At 59.0% G+C, this 20,533-nt stretch carries 16 protein-coding genes; 10 read left to right on the top strand and 6 right to left on the bottom strand.

Going from position 1 to position 20,533, the window contains the following annotated elements; translation table 11 throughout:
- Positions 1–69 precede the first annotated feature (69 nt).
- The 4 genes from LG300_RS11850 to LG300_RS11865 form a co-directional block, all read right to left on the bottom strand.
- Positions 70–870 carry an ABC transporter ATP-binding protein gene (locus LG300_RS11850; protein ID WP_404375516.1) on the bottom strand — a complete coding sequence of 267 codons (801 nt, stop codon included), beginning with the start codon at positions 868–870 and terminating at the stop codon, positions 70–72.
- Positions 867–1,997 carry a FecCD family ABC transporter permease gene (locus LG300_RS11855; protein ID WP_404375517.1) on the bottom strand — a complete coding sequence of 377 codons (1,131 nt, stop codon included), beginning with the start codon at positions 1,995–1,997 and terminating at the stop codon, positions 867–869. Before LG300_RS11855 ends, LG300_RS11850 begins: the two co-directional genes overlap by 4 nt.
- A 26-nt stretch (positions 1,998–2,023) precedes the next feature.
- Entirely contained in the window at positions 2,024–2,992 is a 969-nt protein-coding gene (locus tag LG300_RS11860) for a FecCD family ABC transporter permease (protein WP_404375518.1), read from the bottom strand.
- Between the two features lie 62 nt (positions 2,993–3,054).
- A complete protein-coding gene (locus LG300_RS11865) occupies positions 3,055–3,990 on the bottom strand; it encodes an ABC transporter substrate-binding protein (protein WP_404375519.1) in 936 nt (311 codons plus the stop codon).
- Between the two features lie 332 nt (positions 3,991–4,322).
- Here LG300_RS11865 and LG300_RS11870 point away from each other — a divergent pair, with 332 nt between their 5' ends.
- The 8 genes from LG300_RS11870 (at position 4,323) to LG300_RS11905 (ending at position 17,172) form a co-directional block, all read left to right on the top strand.
- A complete protein-coding gene (locus LG300_RS11870) occupies positions 4,323–6,455 on the top strand; it encodes a TonB-dependent receptor domain-containing protein (protein WP_404375520.1) in 2,133 nt (710 codons plus the stop codon).
- Between the two features lie 233 nt (positions 6,456–6,688).
- Positions 6,689–7,771: an efflux RND transporter periplasmic adaptor subunit gene (locus LG300_RS11875; protein WP_404375521.1), complete on the top strand. Its 1,083-nt coding sequence runs from the start codon at positions 6,689–6,691 to the stop codon at positions 7,769–7,771.
- A complete protein-coding gene (locus tag LG300_RS11880) occupies positions 7,771–10,929 on the top strand; it encodes an efflux RND transporter permease subunit (RefSeq protein WP_404375522.1) in 3,159 nt (1,052 codons plus the stop codon). Before LG300_RS11875 ends, LG300_RS11880 begins: the two co-directional genes overlap by 1 nt.
- Positions 10,930–11,134: 205 nt before the next feature.
- Complete coding sequence (locus tag LG300_RS11885) at positions 11,135–12,058, top strand: LysR family transcriptional regulator (protein WP_404378034.1); 924 nt, start codon at positions 11,135–11,137, stop codon at positions 12,056–12,058.
- A 69-nt stretch (positions 12,059–12,127) separates the two neighbouring features.
- Positions 12,128–13,003 (top strand): AEC family transporter, encoded by an 876-nt coding sequence (locus LG300_RS11890; RefSeq protein ID WP_404375523.1) that lies wholly within the window; start codon positions 12,128–12,130, stop codon positions 13,001–13,003.
- An 89-nt stretch (positions 13,004–13,092) separates the two neighbouring features.
- Positions 13,093–14,283 (top strand): PQQ-dependent sugar dehydrogenase, encoded by a 1,191-nt coding sequence (locus LG300_RS11895; RefSeq protein WP_404375524.1) that lies wholly within the window; start codon positions 13,093–13,095, stop codon positions 14,281–14,283.
- 28 nt (positions 14,284–14,311) lie between these two features.
- Positions 14,312–15,757, top strand: coding sequence for an ATP-binding protein (locus tag LG300_RS11900; protein WP_404375525.1), 1,446 nt, complete (start codon positions 14,312–14,314; stop codon positions 15,755–15,757).
- Between the two features lie 11 nt (positions 15,758–15,768).
- Positions 15,769–17,172, top strand: coding sequence for a sigma-54-dependent transcriptional regulator (locus LG300_RS11905; RefSeq protein WP_404375526.1), 1,404 nt, complete (start codon positions 15,769–15,771; stop codon positions 17,170–17,172).
- A 54-nt stretch (positions 17,173–17,226) separates the two neighbouring features.
- On the opposite strand, the gene LG300_RS11910 is transcribed toward LG300_RS11905, so the two are convergent.
- Positions 17,227–17,442, bottom strand: coding sequence for a hypothetical protein (locus LG300_RS11910; protein ID WP_404375527.1), 216 nt, complete (start codon positions 17,440–17,442; stop codon positions 17,227–17,229).
- A gap of 209 nt (positions 17,443–17,651) precedes the next feature.
- Positions 17,652–18,104: a hypothetical protein gene (locus LG300_RS11915; protein WP_404375528.1), complete on the bottom strand. Its 453-nt coding sequence runs from the start codon at positions 18,102–18,104 to the stop codon at positions 17,652–17,654.
- A 378-nt stretch (positions 18,105–18,482) separates the two neighbouring features.
- Here LG300_RS11915 and LG300_RS11920 point away from each other — a divergent pair, with 378 nt between their 5' ends.
- Positions 18,483–19,685, top strand: a complete 1,203-nt coding sequence (locus LG300_RS11920) for a glycine betaine/L-proline ABC transporter ATP-binding protein (RefSeq protein ID WP_404375529.1) — start codon at positions 18,483–18,485, stop codon at positions 19,683–19,685.
- On the top strand, positions 19,685–20,518 hold the full coding sequence (locus LG300_RS11925; RefSeq protein ID WP_404375530.1) for an ABC transporter permease: 834 nt from the start codon (positions 19,685–19,687) through the stop codon (positions 20,516–20,518). The genes LG300_RS11920 and LG300_RS11925 overlap by 1 nt, the downstream gene beginning before the upstream one ends.
- Positions 20,519–20,533: the final 15 nt, after the last annotated feature.

Here is a 20,533-nt window from a genome sequence, read left to right on the forward strand (position 1 = left end):
CTTTGTCAGCGCGGGTCGGGGAAGAAGCCACATCAATTCCTTTTACGTTGTTATCTGCATAAATCGCTTTTAAACGGGTTGCGTCGCTCGGCGCACGTTGGCAAGCAAGGGGCTGCCGGTATCGGGGTCGAGCAGTAGCGTGCACTCCACCTGATACAGCTCCCGCACCAGCGCGGGCGTCACCACCTCAGCGGGCGCGCCCTGGGCAACGATCTGCCCGTCGAGCATGGCAATCAGGTGGTCGGCGTAGCGGCAGGCGCTGGCGAGGTCGTGCAGCACCATGACCACGGTGCGGCCTTGGCAGGCCAGGTCGCGTACCAGCTCGAACACCTCTATTTGGTGGCCTAAGTCTAACGCGGAGGTGGGCTCGTCGAGTAGTAAAAGCGGCGTTTGCTGGGCGATGGTCATGGCGATCCAGGCGCGCTGGCGTTGGCCGCCGGAAAGCGCCTCCAGCGGCCGGTCGGCAAGCGCTTCAAGCCCGGCAGCGGCCAGGGCGTAGTGCACCACCTGTTGATCTTCCGCCGACCACTGGCGCAGCCAGCCCTGGTGGGGCTGGCGGCCAAAGCGAATCAGTTCGGTGACGGTCAGCCCTTCCGGAGCGACCGCCTCTTGCGGCAGTAGTGCCAGCCTGGTGGCAAGTTGGCGGGCGGGCATCTGGGCGATGTCGTGGCCATTGAGCAGCACGGCACCGCTGTCGGGTTTATGCAAGCGGGCAAGCCCAGAGAGCAGCGTGGATTTACCGCAGCCGTTGGGGCCAACGATGGCGGTTACCTGCCCGCTGGGCAAGCTAACGCCGAGTTCACGAATCACTTGGCGCTGGCCGTAGCTCATGTTGAGCGCATCGGTGGAAAGCGTGGGTAATGAGGTCATGGGCGGCTCCGTTGCGGGCGCATTAATATCCAGAGTAGCCAGGGGCCACCCACCACGGCGGTGACAATCCCCACGGGGATCTCGATGGGGGCAAACAGCGTGCGGCCCGCTAAATCGGCCAACACCATCACCAGGGCTCCCGCCAGCGTGGCGGCTAAAATCGGTACATGGCGGGCGCTGGAGAGCGAGCGGGCGATTTCAGGGCCAATCAGCGCCACCAAGCCCACCGGCCCTGCCACGGCAACGGCCAGCGCAGTGAGCACCACTGAAAGCAGCAGCACCTGCAGCCGCCGCGCTTTCACAGCGGTGCCCAAGCCACTGGCGATGGCATCCTTAAAGCGCAGCAGCGTGAGCGAGCGGGCCAGCGCCAGCGCGGCCACCAACCCTAGCGCCAGGCCAATACCCAATAGCCGTACCGCGCTTGCCGGGCGGGCATTGAGGGAACCAACGGTCCAGGGGTAGGCGGCGTTGGCGGTATCAATCGCTACCCGCGCCAGCATCAGCTGCGTGACCGCACCAAATACCGCGCCCACCCCAATGCCCGCCACAATAAAGCGGTAGCCCTGGGTGCCACTGCCCGCCGCTAGGCCAAAGGTGAGTACGGCGGCGGTGGTCGCCCCCGCCAGCGCCATGGCAGGCGGGGCAATCCCTACGCCTAACCCAACAATCGAGGCCACCGCAAAGGCGGTGGCACCGTTATCGATGCCGATAATGCCGGGGGACGCCAAACGATTACGGGCCAGGGTTTGCATTAACACCCCGGCCAGCGCAAACGCAGCCCCAGTGAAACAGGCGGCGATCAGGCGCGGCAGGCGCAGCTGCTGCACCATAAACGCGGTCATGCTATCGCCCTGCCCCAGCAAGGAAGCCACCACCGCATTGGGGGAAAGCGTCACGCTGCCCAGGCTTAAATAGAGCACGCAGGCGGCCAACAGCGCGGCACTCAACCCGATATTCACCACCACGGCGCGCTTTTCCAGCAGCACGCTCACCCCATAGCGGGGCAGCGCGGCGCGCCAGTAGCCCTGCGGGGCAGCCACCGCCTGGGCGCTCGACTCTTCTTGATAAGCGGTGGATATGCGGGGCAGTGCCACATCGCTCATCGACTGTTTTGCCGTCATTTTCATAGCATCAGATAACCAAAGAGAGTGCGTTAGAGCATCGGCAGGCGCTTGGCCCGCACCACCGCAATCAGCACCGGCGCGCCGCATAGCGCGGTGAGCACGCCCAAGGGCAGCTCGGAGGGGGCGACGACGACACGGGAGATAATATCGGCGGTGAGTACGATCAGCGGGCCGACGGGCAGGCAGAACCAGAGCGTGCGGCGAATATCCGGCCCGGCGATGGCCCGCGCCACAAAAGGCACCACCAGCCCCACAAACGCAATCGGCCCGGCAATGGCGGTGGCCGCGCCGACTAATAGCGCCACACAGCCCACCGCCAGCCAGCGAATCAGCCCAGGGCGGTGCCCTAAACCGCTGGCTGCCCGCTCCCCTAGCGCCAGCGCGGCCAGCGGCCGGGCAATCAATACAACGCCCGCCCCTGCTACCAACAGGCTGGGCAGCACGGCCCATAAATCGTCTAGCCGCCTACCCGCCAAGCTGCCCACTACCCAAAAGCGAATCTCATCGGCAGCGCGCTGGTCGTAGAGCAGCATCAGTGCGCTGAGCGAACCGAGCAGCCCCGAAAACGCGGCCCCCGCTAACACTAAACGCACCGGGTCGCTCCCCACACCGCGCAGCCGCGCCACGCTGAGTACGCACACGCAGCCGATCAGCGCCCCTAACTGGGCCACGGGAATGCGTAAAGTGGCGGCGCTGGCCCCTAACACCAGTGCCAGGGAAACAGCAAACGCAGCGCCTGCGCTCACGCCCAACAAGCCCGGCTCGGCCAGCGGGTTGCGTGAAACCGCTTGCAGCAGCGCCCCCGCTACGCCCAGCGCTACGCCAACGGCAATGCCAATCAGCGTGCGGGGGGCGCGCAGCTCCCAGACGATAAAGCGCGCTTCCGCGTGTTCACTACCGCTTAGCAGCCCCAGCACTTGGCGGGGGCCAACGCTGCCTGCGCCTATCAACAAACTAACGACGCTCACCGCCACAAGGGCGGTGAGCAGAATCAGCATCCAAGCACGTGGCGAACAGCGCCTGCCGCTCGCGAGGTGAGAAAAACGATTCACGGCACTCGTCACGGCAACAAGGCATTCTCGATGTCATCCAGAATCGCCTGGGCCGCCAGCGGGCCGTTGGCGCTGCTCCAGAGCTGGCCATTCACTGGCACTACCCGCTCATTTTGCACAACGTTTAAGCGGTTGAAGGCGGCGCTCTGTTTGGCACTCTCAAGCGCGGCTTGGCCGTCGTCGTTTAGCGTGGCCAAAAACAGCCAGTCGCCGTCTACCTGAGAGAGGTTTTCAAGGCTTAATACGTCGCTATGCACGCCCCGCTCACCGATCAGCTCGCCGCCTTGCACATCCAGGCCGACGCGCTCTAACAGGCCGGTGGCAATCAGGTTTTCCGACATCACCATCGGGCCGCCGGGCATCCAGCGCACCAGATAGGCGCTTTCGCCCACTTCGGCTTTAGCCACTGCATCCGCCAGAGTGTCGACCCGCTGATCGACGGCGCTAATCGCTTCTTCAATCGCCTCTTCCTGGTTCAAGGCCTGGCCGAACAGGCGCGCTTCGGCTTCCCAGTTATCCGCCGCTAGCGGCTGAGTATGGGGCACTACAGTAGGGGCAATTTGCGATAGCAGTTGGTACTGCTCCTCCGGAAGCTGTGCTGCGGCTAGAATCAGGTCCGGCTGCTGGGCCAGCACTGCTTCAATATTAATTTCCCGCACGACGCCCACAATCTCAGGGTGTTGTAGCTCGTTCGCACTGAGGTAGTCGGTCACGTACTCTGCCACGTTGTCGCCGCCACGGGTGGTGACCGCCCCTACCGGGGTCACGCCCGCCGCCAGCGCGGCATCCAGCGCGCCTTCATACAGCGTTACCACACGCTTGGGGGCATCCACCACGTCGACTTCACCATAGGCAGTATCTAGCGTGCGCGCCTGGGCAATGCCTGCCAGTAAGCCGCCCATCACCATCCCTACTAAACCGCGCTGCAGTAACGTATGTCGCATGTAATTCCCTCTGTGAAACGCTTTGTCCTAATGGAACGTGCTTTTAATAGTAACGATTCTCAAAAACACTTGCATCCATATTCCAATGAATCGCATGTTCCAAATAATGCAACGACAATTTAATGAGCTAACCAATAGCAATAAAAGACAGCACACGCCTTCTCAACGGCTCTCTTAACGACTCTCTCAGCAGCCCTCTCAACGCGTTCCAAAAACAGCAACGCAATGTTCGATGAAACAAACTCGCAAGCGGGAACTTTTCTTCTTAGAATTCGCAACTCATTTGATAATTAGTTTCATTAGCAAACAAGATTTATATCAGGGAGGTTGTCATGCCACGCTTTACTCGTACCGCGTTAGCCAGTGCCATTGCGCTCAGCGTTACCGCTACTGCCGCCAACGGACAAGAAGCAGCGCAACTGGATAACATCGTTGTCTCTGCCAGCGGTTTCGAGCAGGCACTGGTGGACGCCCCAGCAAGTATCTCGGTTATTTCCAGAGAAGAGCTTCAACGCGAACGCATTACCAGCGTGGCCGATGCCTTGCGTGATGTGGAAGGGGTAGATGTTGGTGGCCAAGTAGGTAAAACCGGTGGCAGCAACATCAGCATTCGCGGTATGCCCAGCGACTACACGCTAATCCTGATTGATGGCCGCCGCCAAAATGCGGCAGGAAGCGTCACGCCTAACGGTTTTGGCGAAACCTCGACCAGCTTCTTCCCGCCGGTTTCCAGCATTGAGCGTATTGAGGTGATTCGCGGACCGATGTCCACCCTATACGGTTCAGATGCCATGGGCGGCGTGATCAACATTATTACCCGCCGAGTAGACCGCGAGTGGGTTGGCTCGGTCGGCGTCGAGAGTACTTTTAATGAAGATCGTGATTTCGGCGACCGCCGTGAAATCAATCTCTACACCAGCGGCCCGCTGGTAGAGGACACGCTGGGCGTTCAACTGCGCGGGCGTTTTTATGAGCGTGACGCATCAGAGCTTGTCTACACCGACGCTAACGGCAACCCGGTTGAGGTGAGCCAGCGCGGCCCTAGCCCGGTAGAGGGCGATGTGTACAACCTGGGCGGCAAACTAACCTGGACGCCTAACGACAGCCACGACCTTTGGCTGGATGGGGAGGTGAACCGCCAGCGCTACAACAACGACGAGTGCCAACTCGGCACGTTGGACGGCCGTACCCGCAGCTGTGCGCCCAACCCTGGCGTGGCAAACGGCTATGCCGACGAGCTACGTTTTGAGCGGGAACAGGTGGCTATCGGCCATACTGGGCGCTTTGCCTCTGGCACGCTGGAATCGAGCCTAATGCGTAACACCACGGAAACTACCGGACGCACCATTCCCGGAGAAGAGGGTGTTGCTTATGAGGGCTTCCCCAGCATTATTGGCGGTGCCCCGCGTAAGCTGGAAACCACCAATACGGTACTGGATAGCAAGTTTATTATGCCGCTGGGCAACCACGTGACCACCGTTGGCCTACAGTGGTGGGATGCTGAGTTGGATGATGGCTTGGCCAATGAGACTTTCGAGCAAACCACCTGGTCGCTCTTTGCGGAAGACGAGTGGATGCTGCGTGATGATCTCGCGCTGACGCTGGGCGGCCGCTACGACCACCACGATGCGTTTGGCAGCCAGTTCAGCCCCCGTAGCTATTTAGTCTGGAACACCACACCGAACTGGACGCTAAAAGGCGGCGTGAGCCGTGGCTACAAGACCCCGACCCTGAATGACCTTCACGCGGGTATTAACGGGGTGACCGGCCAGGGCACGATCCTGACGATCGGCAACCCGGACCTTGAGCCGGAAACCAGCACCAGCAGCGAAATCGGCGCGCACTACGATAGCCAAACAGGCTTTACCGCCAGCGCGACGCTGTTCTACAACCAGTTCGACGATAAAATTGCCAGCGGCAACGATATCCTGATTGAAAACGACCCGCTTATCCCGGATGGCGTGTATAGCCAGGACGTGAATATCGATGAAGCGGTGACTCAGGGGGTCGAGCTCTCCACCAGCTATCAATTCACCCCCGATTGGCGCTTATCCGCTAATTACACCTACACCGATAGCGAGCAGAAAAGCGGCAATAACCGTGGCGAACCGCTAACTGATACGCCCGAACACGCGCTGAACGCCACGCTGCGTTGGCAGGCGACACCGAAGCTAGATACTTGGCTCTCAGCCGAGTACCGCAGCGAGCGTTATCGCAACCGTGAACGTGTTAGGGGCGCGCCCTCCTTCGCTGACCTGGGGGATTTCAAAGCCTACTCGCTGTTTCACCTAGGCGGCAGTTACGCGTTTACCGACCAATTTAACGTCAGCGCCACCCTCTACAACTTATTTGATAAAGACTTTGTCGACTACCGCGCCTACGGCGATGGCACCAGCTTCGGCAACGTTTACGCCAATAGCGAAGAGGGTCGCCGCCTGTGGCTCTCTGCTCGCTATGAGTTCTAAACAGACGCCCATGTAGTTTCACTTACTGTTTCAATGCTGACTTGCTGCCCCGGCTACGCACCGGGGCTTTTTTTATGCTTTTTGTGGATCGCCTCAGCAGTAGCTTCCCTCTATGGCGGCAATTCATGGTTTTAATATATGTCAACGCATTCGCTTGGTTAGTATGGCCACAGTACGTTACTTGCTCGTCTGCGCCTTGACCGCCCTTCACCTAAGTTAGGAAACGACCTGTTATGACGGTGCTTTTACTTGCCCGCCCTCTTCTCTTTGTGCTGCTACTGGCCTTCTCACTCTTCGCCAGCACCGCGCAGGCACAATCTGCCCCACGGGTCGAGCTGGCCAGCGTCAACTGGGAGCCGATCTATCAAGAGCTTAACCTGGTCGGCACGGTGAACTCCCTGGAGGATGCGCTGCTCTCCTCATCGGTGGCGGGGCTGGTCGAGGCAATTAACGTGAACCCTGGCGACCGGGTTGATGCAGGCGACACGCTGGTGGCGCTGGATGATGATTTAGCACGTTTTGAGCTAGCGGGCGCGCAAGCGGCGGCAGAGGAAGCCCGGGCCGCGCTTAGCGAAGCGCAGCGGCTGCTGAGGGAGGCGGAATCCGTGGGGGCTGGGCGCAACATTGCTGCCACGGAAGTTAGCGCTCGGCGCAGCGCAGTGAGCGTCGCCAACGCAGCGCTTTCCCGCCTGAACGCCGAACAGTCACGGCTCAACGCGCTGTTGGAGCGCCACACCCTGACTGCACCGTTCAGCGGTGTGGTCAGCGAGCGAAGCGTCAACCTGGGCGAGTGGGTCACGCCGGGAGACAGCGTCGCCCGCTTGGTCAACCTCAGCGCTCTGCGCGCCGATTTTCAGGTGCCCGAAGCGTTTTATACCGCCTTGGAGGAGAACGCTACACTCACCCTGACGGCAGGCGAGCAGAGCGCTGAGGCCCGTATCGCTACTCTGGTGCCGGTCAGCGCCTCTAGCGCGCGGACGTTCTTGCTGCGTGCCGAAGTGCCCGAGGCGCTGCCGCTTTACCCTGGCAATGCGGTCGATGCCGTGGTGAAAGCCGACACCGGGCGCGATGGCATCACCGTCTCCCGGGATGCGCTTAGCCGTTACCCAGATGGCCGAGTCACGGTGTGGGTCGCCACGCCTGAAGACAGCGGCACCTATCAGGTACGCGAACAAAGGGTCGAGGTGGGCATCAACTTCGCCGAGCGCGTGGAAATCACCAGCGGGCTTTCCGGCAGCGAGCAGGTGGTGATTCGCGGCAATGAATCCCTGGTGGAAGGCGTCAGCGTTGAAGCCGTCTCGGAGGGTGGCGAATAATGTTTGCTGCCCTGCTGCGCCAGCAAACGCTGGTGACCGTGATTGCGCTGATTTTCCTGCTGCTGGGTATCGCCGCGACGCTGCGCATTCCGGTACAGATGATTCCGGATATCGAAGCGCGCACCATTACCGTGGAAACGCGCTGGGCGGGCGCGACGCCCCAGGATATCGAAAAAGAGATCCTGGTGGAGCAGGAGCAGTACCTGCGCAACGTGCCCAACCTCACCCGCATGACGGCGGTAGCGGAAAGCGGCAGCGCGGAGATCGAGCTGGAGTTTCCGTTCAGCGTGGACATGACCGCCGCGCTGATTCAGGTGAACAACGCCTTAAGCCAGGTCTCCTCCTACCCCAATAACGTCGACCAGCCCCGGGTGGTGTCGGCCGCGTTCTCCACCGATGCGTTTTTGCGTTTTCACGTCGGCACCCTGCCCGGCAACCCCAACGCGCTGGATATCCAGCTGATGAGCGACTTCATCGAAGACCGCGTGCGCCCGCGTTTAGAAGGCATTGAAGGGGTCTCGGAAGTCGGCGTAAACGGCGGCACCCAGCGCCAGCTGCAAATTTTGGTCGACCCCGCCGCCCTGGCCCAGCGCGGCATCTCGCTGCTGGAGCTGCGCGAGGCGATCACCCAGCGCAACCGGGATATCTCCGGCGGCGAGCTGGACGCGGGCAAACGGCGCTACCTGGTGCGCACGCTGGGCCGGTTTGATAGCGCCGAGGCGCTGGCACAGCTGGTGGTGGCTCGCGAGGGCGATAGCATCGTGCGGCTGGCCGATGTGGCGGACGTGCGCCAAGGGCAGTCGCGGCTAAACCAGCTGTCGTTCTACAACGGCCAAGCCGGGATTGGCATGGACTTGCGCCGGGAGAGCGGCGCAAACGTCATCGACATCAAATACGCGGTGCAGGAGGAACTGGCGGCGATCAACGAAACCATTCTGCGCCCTGCCGGCATGGAGATCGTGCTAACGGCCGATGACGTGCGCTACGTAGAAGCCTCCGTGAGCAACGTGTGGAGCAACCTGCTGCTCGGGGCCGCCTTCGCGACCCTGGTGATGTACCTGTTTTTGCGCTCAGCTCGCGCCACGTTCATCGGCGTCATCGGCATTCCATTCTGCACCATTGCCGCCTTTTTGGGGCTAATGCTCACCGGCCGCACCATCAACGTCATCTCTATGGCGGGCATTGCCTTCGCCATTGGCATGAGCGTGGATAACAGCATCGTGGTATTGGAGAACATCGAGCGCTACCGCCGCCAGGGGCTGGACCGCATTGAATCGGCGCTGCGCGGCGTGCAGGAGGTATGGCCCGCCACACTCGCCTCCACCGCCACCACCATTCTGGTGTTCTTACCGATCCTCTTCATCGAAGAGGAGGCCGGGCAGCTCTACTCCGACGTGGCCATTGCGGTGTCGGCGGCGATATTTGCCTCCATGCTGGTGGCCATCACGCTGGTGCCCTCGCTCTGCTCGCGGTTTAGCTTTTCGATGCATCACGCGTCTAAGCCCGACGACGCTCAAGCGCCCGACGACGAGCGCCCTTCTCGGCTGGGCGCGCGGCTGGAACGGTTGATTGCGACGCCGCTGCGCCGAGGGGTGATCCTAGTGCTGACGCTGCTGATCAGCGGCTGGACGATCCTAGCCCTGACACCGCCCGCCGAGTACCTGCCCGAAGGCGAAGAGCCCAAAACCTTTGCGGTCATGAGCCCGCCTCCTGGCTATAGCCTGCAAGAGATGGCGGGGGTTGCAGAGCAGGTAGAAGCGTACTTTCTGCCCCATGTACAGGCAGAGCCGGATGCTTTTTTAGCGGGCGACACAGAGGTGCCACCGCTGGCCTATATGAGTATGCGGGTAGCCCCTACGCGGCTCTTTATCGTCGCAGAGGCGGTCGATCCTTCGCATATCGAAGCGCTGATGGATGCCCTGACGAACTACTATGAACGCTTCCCCGGCATGCGCGCCTTTGCCTCAAAGGGGTCGATTATTTCCAGTAACGATGGCGGCACACGCAGTATCAACCTGGATGTGTCCGGCCCGGACTTGGCCACGGTATACGGCGCGGCCAATACGCTTTACCGAGAAGCCCAGGCGCTGTTTGGCAACCCGCGTATTCAAAGCCAACCCTCGTCACTGTCGCTCGACCAGCCGCTGATTCAAATTCGCCCCGACTGGGCAAGGGTCGCGGAGCTGGGGATTTCCACCGAGGCGGTGGGGTTTTCGGTCTCTGCCCTGGGAGAAGGGGCGTATGTGGATGACTTCTTTTTAGACGATGAGAAGATCGATATTTACCTCTATGGCCCACAGGCGTCGCTGCCCTTAGACCAACTGCCGAACCTGCCGCTGCACACTCCCGATGGCTACACGCTGCCACTTTCGGCGGTGGCACGTATCGATGAAACCATGGATACCAGCGTGATTCGCAGAGTGGACGGCAGCCGCACGGTGACGTTGAACGTGATTCCGCCTGCCAACATTGCATTAGAGGCGGGCGTCGAGCAGGCCGAGGCGATGCTGGAGCGGCTGCGCCAGGAAGGCGTGTTGCCCTCGACGGTGGATGTTTCGATTTCCGGCGCTAGCGACCAGCTGAACGCCACCCGTGAAGCCCTCACCGGCAACTTCCTGATCGCTATCGTGATCGTTTACCTGCTGCTGGTAGCGATCTTCTCCCATTGGGGCTATCCGCTGCTGATTTTGACCTCGATACCGCTGGGCGTGGTGGGCGGCATTATGGGGCTGGCCGCCATGAACGGCGTGGGCAGCCTGCTGCCGTTAATTGGCGTGGCACCGCTCAGCCAGCCCTTCGATATGATTACCATGCTAGGCTTTTTGATTCTGATGGGCACGGTGGTGAATAACCCGATTCTGGTGGTCGACCAGGCCAGACGGCGGCTGCATGATAAAACACTCAGCGTTCAGGAGGCCGTATCACAGGCGGTACAAACCCGCCTGCGCCCCATCGCCATCACCACGCTGACCACCCTGTGCGGGCTCTCACCGCTAGTCTTTTTACCTGGCGAAGGCACCGAGCTGTACCGCGGCGTGGGGGCAATTGTGCTGTTTGGCCTGCTAGGCGCGGCGGTGGTCACGGTGACGCTCCTTCCCGCGCTGATGATCAGCGTGCTCAAGGTCACCGAACGCCGTTCAGCCCGCTCGCGGGCATAACACCCAACGCATCGGCAGCGGTGCACTTAGGCTGACCTCTGCCCCTGGGTAAAGCTGGGGGCTGAGGTGGAGGCTGAGGTGGCTGCCTGCCGTGGTTGTCGTCATCGTCCAAGCACAGAGCTACCCGGAACACAAATGGCAATTATTTTCATTCAAGCCATTAAGTGGCACAATGGCGCGACCTCGTTCTCCAGTGGCCCCGACTATGTACGATTTTGATGAACTTGCCGCCTTTGCCGATGTGATGACCACCGGTAGCCTGACGCGCAGCGCACACAAACTCGGGCTTGCCAAATCGACGTTGAGCCGCCGTATTAGCCAGCTAGAAGCACGGCTAAACCAGCCGCTGCTAAGGCGTCAAGCCAACCGCTTGATTCCGACAGAAGCAGGGCTGTTATTCCACAGCTACTGCACCGAGTTGCTGGCCATGGCTGCCCACAGCCAGGAGGCCCTAGCGGAACTGCGTGAGGAGATCAGCGGTAAAGTTACCCTGGAGGTGCACGGCGCGCTGGCACGGGGCTGGATGGCGGGCGTGATGGATGCGTTTTTAACCCGCTACCCAAAAGTAGAGCTGACCCTGCACACCCGGGAGACACCGCCCAGCAAAATGCACAGCAATAGCGTGCACATTTGGCTAGGAGCCCCCCATGAATGTGGCCTTCACCAGGAGCGCTTGGGGCATCTCACCCGTGGCTTATATGCCAACCCCAGCTATCTAGCCCGTGCGGGAACGCCGCAACACCCCAGCGAACTCGCCTCACACGCCTGGATTGACCTGCTGGATACTGCTTCAAGCGGCCTATTGCTGCATCACCCCGAACATGCCGATTACCTGTTTAATGCGCCCCGCTCGCGGCTGCAGGTCGACCTGACGGTGCTGCATATCGATGCGATTGCCCACGGCCAGGGAATTGGCCTGCTGCCCCACTGGGTCGTGGAGAAGCGTGAACGCCACCATCCGGGGGATTTAGTGCGCTGCCTGCCAGGCTGGGAGCCTGCCCCACTCCCCGTTACGCTGCTTTACGCCTATGGCCATCACTCGCGCCGGGTAAACGCACTGCTGACGTTTCTCCGCGAGCAGGTACCCGCCGCATGGCAAGCCACACCGGCCGCCGCGAACGCCCATTAACGAATTCGCCTTGCCAGTTAGCCGCCTAATTACCGACAATGGGCGGAGGATGACCGTCAAGGAACGTTAATGCTCGCCGAACTATTTGCTGTCATGGCACCCGTATTGGCCGGTGCCGGGCTAGGCTTTTTATGGGTACGCTTGGGGCAGCCCTACCCCGTCGACTTTATTACGCGTTTGGTATTCAACATCGGCACCCCTGCGCTGGTACTGGCATCGCTCTCCGGTGCCAATATTGATGCTGGCACCTTTGGTCAGATGATGCTGGCCACCGCACTCGTCATTATCAGCATGGGGGCTGCCAGTTTTGTGGTTGCCAAGCTACTGCGCCGCGACTGGCGCGTGCTGATTGCCCCCATGATGTATCCCAATACCGGCAATATGGGCCTACCGGTGGTGCTCTATGCCTTCGGCAGCGCAGGGTTTGCTTACGGCATTACGGTCATGGTGACGGTATCACTGTTCCAGTTCACCCTAGGTGCTGTGCTCAGCAGTAACGGAAGCCCGATCAAAACGCTGCTCAAAACGCCCACGGTTTACGCGATTTTGATCTCAATGGCCTTGCTGCTAACCGACACGCCGCTCCCCCTTTGGTTAGCCAACACCGTTGATTTGATGTCCGGCTTTACCGTGCCGCTCATGCTGATCACCCTGGGCGTGTCACTGGCAAGCATTCAAGTCAAAAGCCTCCGCTCTGGGGTCGGCTTTAGCCTGATCCGCATTCCGCTGGCGGCTGCCGCCGCTTGGCTTATTGCCGGCTGGCTGGGTTTACCGCCGCTGGCACAAAGTATTTTAGTGGTGCAAATGTGTATGCCAGTGGCGGTGTTCAACTATCTGTTTGCCCAACGTGCCAAACGCGAACCCGCTTACGTGGCAAGCTTAGTCTTCTGTTCAACCCTGCTGGCGCTGGTGTATTTGCCGATTTTGCTTGCACTGCTGATGTAGCCCTCTCGGGGGAACCCCGACCGCCGGTTGTAGTCCCTGCTAGACTGAAGAGTTATTCATTAACGCCAACGCTCCTGGAGACTATGGTGATGCCCATACTACAGCCTACGTTGTCGGCGACATGCCAGCGTTACCTGCTCCCATCCGCCTTACGCCGGGTTGCACCGGCGCTTGCGGTCGTGCTGCTCGCGGGCACAGCGCAGGCCGAGGTGATCCATCAGGCTCTCGAAACCGAGCAGTTCGCGATAACGATTGAGCGCATAGCAGACGGCTTTCAGCACCCCTGGGCAGTTGCTATTCTCCCTGATGGCCGCTACCTAGTCAGCGAACGCAGCGGCGAATTAAATCTGGTTGACCCCGATAGCGGGCAATCGCAGGTGCTCGAAGGGATACCCGAAGTGAGCCAGCATGGCCAGGGTGGCCTGCTGGATGTGGTGCTGCACCCAGAGTTTGGCGACGGTGAACACGATTGGATCTACTTCACCTGGAGTAAGCCTGAAGGCAACCACAGCCGCTCAGCGCTTTCCCGCGTTAAGTGGGAAGGTGATTCGTTAGGCGAGGTTAAGCACCTTTTCGAGCAGGATCGCGCCTCCTCCCCTGGCCGCCACTACGGTTCACGTTTGGCGTGGCTGGATGATGGCACGCTACTGATGAGCATCGGCGACCGTGGCGTAGACCCTTCTCGCGCCCAAGCGCGGGATGACCACGCTGGTTCTACCCTTCGGCTCACCGAGACCGGCGAGGCCCCCGACGACAATCCCTTCGTGGATGATGACAGTACGCTGGATGAAATTTACACCCTGGGCAATCGCAACATTCAAGGCATGACCGTTCTTAGCAACGGTGAGCCTTGGGCCACCGAGCACGGCCCGCGCACCGGCGATGAGCTCAACCATCTGGTAGCAGGCAGTAATTACGGCTGGCCGGAAGTTAGCCTGGGCAATGACTACAGCACCAATGAGCCGATTGGCGCTGAAACCAAGCCCGGCATGGTTGATCCGGTGTACCGATTTGAGGGGCGCTTTGCCCCCTCCGGCCTAGCGGAAGTCACCAGCGATGCCTTTGGGGCCTGGCAAGGAAACCTGCTGGCCGGTGGCCTGGGTAGCCAAAAGCTGCTGCGTCTGGTGCTTGAAGGGGGGCGGGTCGTCGATGAAGAGCTTATTTTAGAAGGTGACATCGGCCGCATCAGGGATGTGCGCCAGGGTCCGAATGGTGCCATCTACCTACTCACCGACAGCAGCCAAGGCGGCCTTTACCGCTTAACGCCCGCAGCGCTATGACGCTCTCTACAGCCACCATGGACACACGATGAGACTACGCAACTTAATTATTTTAACGGTCATCGTGCCGCTCTTTGTCGTTCTGGTGGTCTTTAGCTTAGTGGCGATTAAATCGCTGGAAGATAATGTTCGTTCCAAGCTGCAAACCGAGGTCGAAATTATCACCCGCGCGCTGAGTACCTCGCTAAGCTACGCTGTGGCGCGGGATAGCGCTACACCGTTGGAAGAAGCGCTGCAGTCGGCATTTTCGTTTCACCGTATTTACGGAGCCTATGTGTTTGATACCCAAGGCCGCGAGGTATACGGTCTTGGGCTGGGTAAGGATCTATTCACCCCTGAAGAGATTCAGCAGGTTATCGAGCGTGACGACCTCTACAGCAACTACCGCCAGCAAGAGGGCTGGACCTACTACTCAGCGTTGATTCCGCTACGCACCCAGGATGGCACGGTACAGGGCGTGCTGCAGGTCAACCGCCTCAATACTGGCATTGAGAACTACACGGGGTTTATCAGCATTGTGGCCGTGCTGGTTTTTGTCATCGGCGCGGCAGGTATTGTGTTTAGCATTTGGTGGGGGTTCCGCCGCTATATTGAGCAACCGCTGAACCGGCTGTTGCACGTTATGCTACTGGTAGAGGATGGCGACCGCAGCCAGCGTGCAACGGTGGATGGGCCTAGCGAGTATCGCCGTTTAGCATCGGGCCTAAACGGGATGCTGGACGCCATGGCCGAAAAAGATCGCGACATTGAGGCTCGCCAGCGCCGTGAAATCGAACTGGAAAAGCGCCTACGCAAATCGAAAAAGCTCGCGGAGCTGGGCGTTTTGGCTGCCGGGGTGGCCCATGAGATCGGCGCACCGCTCACCGTCATCAACGGCCAGGCCCAGCGCCTGGCACGGCGAGAGACCATTGGTGATGATGAACGCGCCAGGCTTGGCCGTATTCGTGGCGAAGTAGAACGCATTGTGGACATTGTGCGTCAATTGATGGAGTTAGGCCGGCAACATAACGTGGAGAAAGGGTATCAAGCCCTTGATCAGCTTATCCTGAGCGCAAGCGAACTGGTCGAGGAGGAGCTGGAACCTCGCAATATCCGCTTGGATATTGGTCTGCCATCCCCTGCCCCCCATTTATTAGTAAATGGCCAGCAAATTGTGCAGGTGCTGACCAATCTGTTCCGCAATGCCGCCCAAGCCCCTGATGTTAGCCACATCCGTGTACGCGCTCAGGCACACAACGAAGAGCTAACTTTGTGGGTAGAAGATAACGGGCCGGGTATTCCAGCCTCGCACCATCATCAAGTGTTCGACCCCTTTTTCACCACCAAGCCAGTGGGCCAAGGCAGCGGCTTGGGACTATCGATGGTGCATCGCATTATTAACGACCACGGCGGGACGATTGGCGTTTTCGACAGCGCGCTTGGTGGCGCTGGCTTTGAAATTACGCTTCCCCTTAGTGAAACCGCATCCGCTTGAGGACAACATTCGTGACCCATCAGGAACCCCTTTTACCGTTATTAGTGGTGGAAGATGACACCGCTATACGTGAGTTATTAGAGGAAGAGCTCAACGACGCGGGCTATGACACATTGGGTGTCCCCAGCGCGGAAGAAGCCATTGCTTTACTGAGCCATACGCCGGTTGCCATGATGATTACCGATGTGCGCCTGCCGGGAATGAGCGGCATCCAATTGCTTCAGCAGCTTCGCCAGAGCGGCAGCGAGCTAGGCATTATTGTGATTACCGCGTTTGGCACCATTGACCAGGCAGTAGAAGCTCTCAAATTGGGCGCGGACGATTTCTTGACCAAGCCGCTTGATTTAGATGCCATCCGCGAAGCCGTTTTCCGCGTACTGGAGCGACAACGTTTGTCCCTTACCCACGATACTGAACTTAGTCATTTCCACGGTATTGTGGGTAAAAGCCATGTCATGCAGTCGCTATTCCACGATGCGTCACGCCTAGCGAAAAGCGATGCGCCCATTTTGATTTTGGGGGAAAGCGGCACCGGTAAGGAGCTATTGGCACGCGCCATCCACCAGGAGAGCAGCCGCCACGACGCGCCTTTCGTTCCCGTTAACTGCGCCAGCATTCCGGCAGATTTGATGGAGAGCGAATTTTTTGGCCACGTAAAAGGCGCCTTCACCGGTGCTAACGAAGCGCGTAAAGGCCTGTTCCAAAGCGCCCAGGGCGGCAGCCTATTCTTAGATGAGATCGGCGAGATGCCGATTAACCTACAGGCCAAGCTACTGCGCGCCCTGCAAGAGAAAACCGTACGCCCGGTTGGCGGTGAGCGCGAGGAACCGGTAGATGTGCGTATTATTGCCGCCACTCACCGCCACCTAGAAAAAGAAATAGAGCAAGAGAACTTTCGCAGCGATTTGTTCTACCGCCTGGAAACCTTCTCACTGCGTATTCCGCCGCTGCGTGAACGCGGCACCGATATTGAGCACCTGATATTTGCTTTAATTGACAAACACGCAGAAGCCCAAGGTAAACAGATTGAGCAGATTGAGCCTGAAGCACTCAATAGCCTGCTGAACTACTCCTACCCAGGCAACGTCCGCGAGTTAGAGAACGCCATTATGCGGGCGGTAACGCTCAGCGAAGCGGGCGTGCTGCAGTATCAAGACCTCCCCGAGCGGCTGCGTGAACAGGCCAACCAACAAAAAAGCAATGTAGACATTACGCCCACGTTAAGTGGCGAAGTGCTGCCCGGCACCCAAATTCCCACCCCGACACCGGCCCGTTGGCCAAGCCTGGAAGAGGTAGAAAAGCGCTATATTCGTAAAGTTTTAGAAGCTACGGGTGGGAATAAGCGCCGCACGGCAGAGGTATTAGGGATTGCGCGCCGAACGCTCTACCGTCGGCTGGAAGATAGCGAAGAGTAGCAGCGCCGCGCCGGCCGCAAGCATCAGCGGCCGGCAATATCCTAACACTGAGGGCTACTCGGTAACGCCCTCTCTGGGCGACTCCCGCGTGGCCTGCCCATCGTCTGCCATCGGCCCGGTATCCATTGGCTCTTGAGGTTCATCGGCTTCCAGCGCTTCTGAATCCGTCGTGGGCGGTTCCGCATCGCCACAGCCAGCAAGCACACCCGTCATTAGCAGTGCGCTAAGCAGCAGTACAGTCCATCGTGCATTATGTTTCAGTGACATCATGTCATTCTCCTTCCTGGATAGGTGGTCCTTAGCGGTGCGCCATCATGGTTTCCGCTTACCTAACCTTAGCGGCTGCCTGGCAGGTTGCAAAAACTGAGCGACAAAAAAACCCCCGCGGGCGCGAGGGTGAAAGGGATGATAAACCGTGTGGAGCAGCCGCAGGGAACAGACAGCTGGGTCGGCTTACCATCGTAGGGAGCAGTCAACGACTATTGGCCGTTAGTCATTTCGTCATCATCTTCATCGCCACTGGCAGCGTCATCTGCACCAGGCATGGGGTCGGTGCCTTCACCAAAACCAGGGTCTTCTTCAGCGTTAGAGCTGGTCGTATTTTGCGACTCGCTAGACATCTGGTCCTGTTCTGTCATATCACCAGCTGCCTCCTGTTTGCTACCCATCGGCTCGTCTGCCATTGCAGGGTCATCTCCTGTGGCAGGCTCCTGTGAACCGGCGGTGGGATCTGCCGTAGCAGCGCTTTCGTTAGGCGCTTGGTCGGTAGAGGTGGTTGCGTCCTGTTCCATGGTGTCAGGCTGCTGTGCCGGGGGCATCTCCTCTTCACCGTTACCACAACCCGCCAGCGCCAAGGTGCTCACGGTCGCCACTAACATGCAGAGCGTTAATACTCGCGGCCGCTTACTAACGCGGTGAGTCTGCTTATCCATAAGAGTGCCTCCATTATCCAGTGTATGACGTCTAATCCTCCCCTCATTCACGGTTTATGCCAACAAAGAAATTTTTTAAAAAAACCAATTAAAAACAAAAGCATAGATGCATAAAAATGAGCACGCCGCTTGTTACGACGGAGCCATCAGCGAAGGGTAAAAATGGCACATGTGGCGTAATTTGGCTCACTGCGCAGGGGCGTTGTGACACATCCTACTTACTTATGTATAATAAAACGTAATAACTTACTAAACATAACCCCATTTTATAATTATGAACCGTTTTGTGTCGCTGTTTGCAGGGAGCAACGTTATCGCTGTCTGGAAGTGCGTTAAGCAACGACACAAGGCTGCTCATTCAATCAAAAGGCACCGCTGATGGACGAGACACGCCCTGTCAAAATTCAGGTACGCGGCTTAAGCAAGGTATTTGGCAAGCAGCCTAAAAAAGCCCTTGAGCTTCGCGACCAAGGCCTTAAGCGCCCAGAAATTCTTGAAAAAACCGGCCAAACGCTTGGTCTTTCGAATATCTCTTTCGATGTTTACGAAGGCGAGCTGCTGGTGATTATGGGCCTATCTGGCTCAGGCAAATCAACACTAATTCGCTGCCTTAATCGCCTGATCGACACCACCGAAGGCGAGATCATCATTGATGGGGAAAATATCCCCACGCTGGGCGAGAAAGCACTGTTAGAGTGTCGCCGCCGCCACTTTTCGATGGTATTTCAAAACTTCGCTCTCTTCCCCCACCGCACGGTGCAACAAAATGCTGAGTTCGGGCTAGAGATTCGCGGCGTTGAAAAATCCGAACGCCAATCAATTGCTCAGAACGCCCTGACACAAGTGGGTTTGGAGGGCTGGGAAGACGCTTACCCCAACCAGTTGTCGGGTGGTATGCAGCAGCGCGTGGGATTGGCCCGCGCTCTGGCGAACGATGCCAGCGTGCTACTGATGGATGAGGCGTTCTCCGCCCTCGACCCGCTGATCCGCAAGGATATGCAGCAGGAGCTTCTGCAGCTACAAACCAAAATGCAGAAGACCACGGTATTTATCACCCACGACCTGGATGAAGCGCTCAATATCGGTGATCGCATCGTACTGCTGAAAGATGGCGAAGTGGTACAGATCGGCACGCCTGAAGAGATTCTCACCAAACCTGCCGATGATTATGTGCGCCGCTTTATCGAAGGGGTCGACCGCTCGCGCATTCTCACTGCAGAAAGCGCAATGCGCCCCGTGCGTACCACCGCGCGGGATAGCGACGGCCCACGTACGGCACTGCACCGGATGCGCGACCACAGCATTGACTCCATTTACGTCACTGACCGTGACCGCCGCCTGTTGGGACTACTGGAAGCTGACGCCGCCAGCCGTGCCATTGAGGCAAAAGCCGACACCATTACCGACTACCTGACCCAAGATTTCCGCAAAGTGCCGCCAGAAGAGCCGCTGCAAAACCTATTCGCCATGTTTAGCGAAAAGAGTTACCCGATTGCCGTGGTGGATGAGCAGCAGCGCCTGCTTGGCGTTGTAGTGAAAGGCGCGGTCTTGGATGAACTGGCACGAGCAGGAGAACAGTAATGGAGATGGCACGTATTCCTTTAGGTAGCTGGATTGAAAGCGGCTTGACGTGGTTAACCAGCGAATACTCGGTAGTGACCCGCGGTATTTCCCGCGTCACCCAAACGGGTATTAATAGCCTTAACGATGGTCTTATGTGGCTGCCGGAATGGGCGCTGCTCGCTATTATTACCCTGATGTGCTGGAAACTTGCCAGCATGCGCCTAGCCATAGGGGCAGCGGCAGGCCTTGCCCTGATATGGAACTTGGGGCTTTGGAACCCCATGATTGAGACGCTGACGCTGGTGGTAATCGCCACGCTGGTGGCGGTAGTCATTGCCCTACCGGTGGGAATTGCCGCCGCACTATCGGAGCGGCTTTACCGGCTGATTATGCCCGTGCTGGACTTTATGCAGACCATGCCAGCATTTGTGTATCTGATTCCAGCCATCCCGTTTTTCGGTATTGGTTCGGTCTCGGCTATTTTCGCCACGGTCATTTTTTCCATGCCACCCGCCATCCGTTTCACTACCCTCGGCATCCGCCAGGTGCCAGTGGAGCTGATTGAAGCCGCTGACGCCTATGGCGCTACTCGGGGCCAAAAACTGTTCAAGGTGCAGCTGCCGCTCTCGCTGCCGACGGTGATGGCCGGTATTAACCAAACCATTATGCTGGCACTCTCGATGGTGGTCATCGCTGCCATGATCGGCGCAGATGGCCTGGGCAGCGAAGTGTGGCGTGCCATTCAGCGCCTGCGCCCGGGCGATGGCTTTGAAGCCGGTATTGCCGTGGTCATTCTCGCCATGCTACTTGACCGCTTAACCCAGTCGCTGCGCAAATCGCGCCGTTCCTAGCCATCATCGGCCAGC

Origin of the sequence: Vreelandella aquamarina (assembly GCF_044805175.1) — a bacterium.
Taxonomy (GTDB): domain Bacteria; phylum Pseudomonadota; class Gammaproteobacteria; order Pseudomonadales; family Halomonadaceae; genus Vreelandella; species Vreelandella aquamarina_B.

Bases quoted from the DNA above. Each gene is read 5' to 3' on its own strand.
- LG300_RS11850 (WP_404375516.1), bottom strand. From the start codon at position 870: ATGACCTCATTACCCACGCTTTCCACCGATGCGCTCAACATGAGCTAC.
- LG300_RS11855 (WP_404375517.1), bottom strand. From the start codon at position 1,997: ATGAAAATGACGGCAAAACAGTCGATGAGCGATGTGGCACTGCCCCGC.
- LG300_RS11860 (WP_404375518.1), bottom strand. From the start codon at position 2,992: ATGCTGATTCTGCTCACCGCCCTTGTGGCGGTGAGCGTCGTTAGTTTG.
- LG300_RS11865 (WP_404375519.1), bottom strand. From the start codon at position 3,990: ATGCGACATACGTTACTGCAGCGCGGTTTAGTAGGGATGGTGATGGGC.
- LG300_RS11870 (WP_404375520.1), top strand. From the start codon at position 4,323: ATGCCACGCTTTACTCGTACCGCGTTAGCCAGTGCCATTGCGCTCAGC.
- LG300_RS11875 (WP_404375521.1), top strand. From the start codon at position 6,689: ATGACGGTGCTTTTACTTGCCCGCCCTCTTCTCTTTGTGCTGCTACTG.
- LG300_RS11880 (WP_404375522.1), top strand. From the start codon at position 7,771: ATGTTTGCTGCCCTGCTGCGCCAGCAAACGCTGGTGACCGTGATTGCG.
- LG300_RS11885 (WP_404378034.1), top strand. From the start codon at position 11,135: ATGTACGATTTTGATGAACTTGCCGCCTTTGCCGATGTGATGACCACC.
- LG300_RS11890 (WP_404375523.1), top strand. From the start codon at position 12,128: ATGCTCGCCGAACTATTTGCTGTCATGGCACCCGTATTGGCCGGTGCC.
- LG300_RS11895 (WP_404375524.1), top strand. From the start codon at position 13,093: ATGCCCATACTACAGCCTACGTTGTCGGCGACATGCCAGCGTTACCTG.
- LG300_RS11900 (WP_404375525.1), top strand. From the start codon at position 14,312: ATGAGACTACGCAACTTAATTATTTTAACGGTCATCGTGCCGCTCTTT.
- LG300_RS11910 (WP_404375527.1), bottom strand. From the start codon at position 17,442: ATGATGTCACTGAAACATAATGCACGATGGACTGTACTGCTGCTTAGC.
- LG300_RS11915 (WP_404375528.1), bottom strand. From the start codon at position 18,104: ATGGATAAGCAGACTCACCGCGTTAGTAAGCGGCCGCGAGTATTAACG.
- LG300_RS11920 (WP_404375529.1), top strand. From the start codon at position 18,483: ATGGACGAGACACGCCCTGTCAAAATTCAGGTACGCGGCTTAAGCAAG.
- LG300_RS11925 (WP_404375530.1), top strand. From the start codon at position 19,685: ATGGAGATGGCACGTATTCCTTTAGGTAGCTGGATTGAAAGCGGCTTG.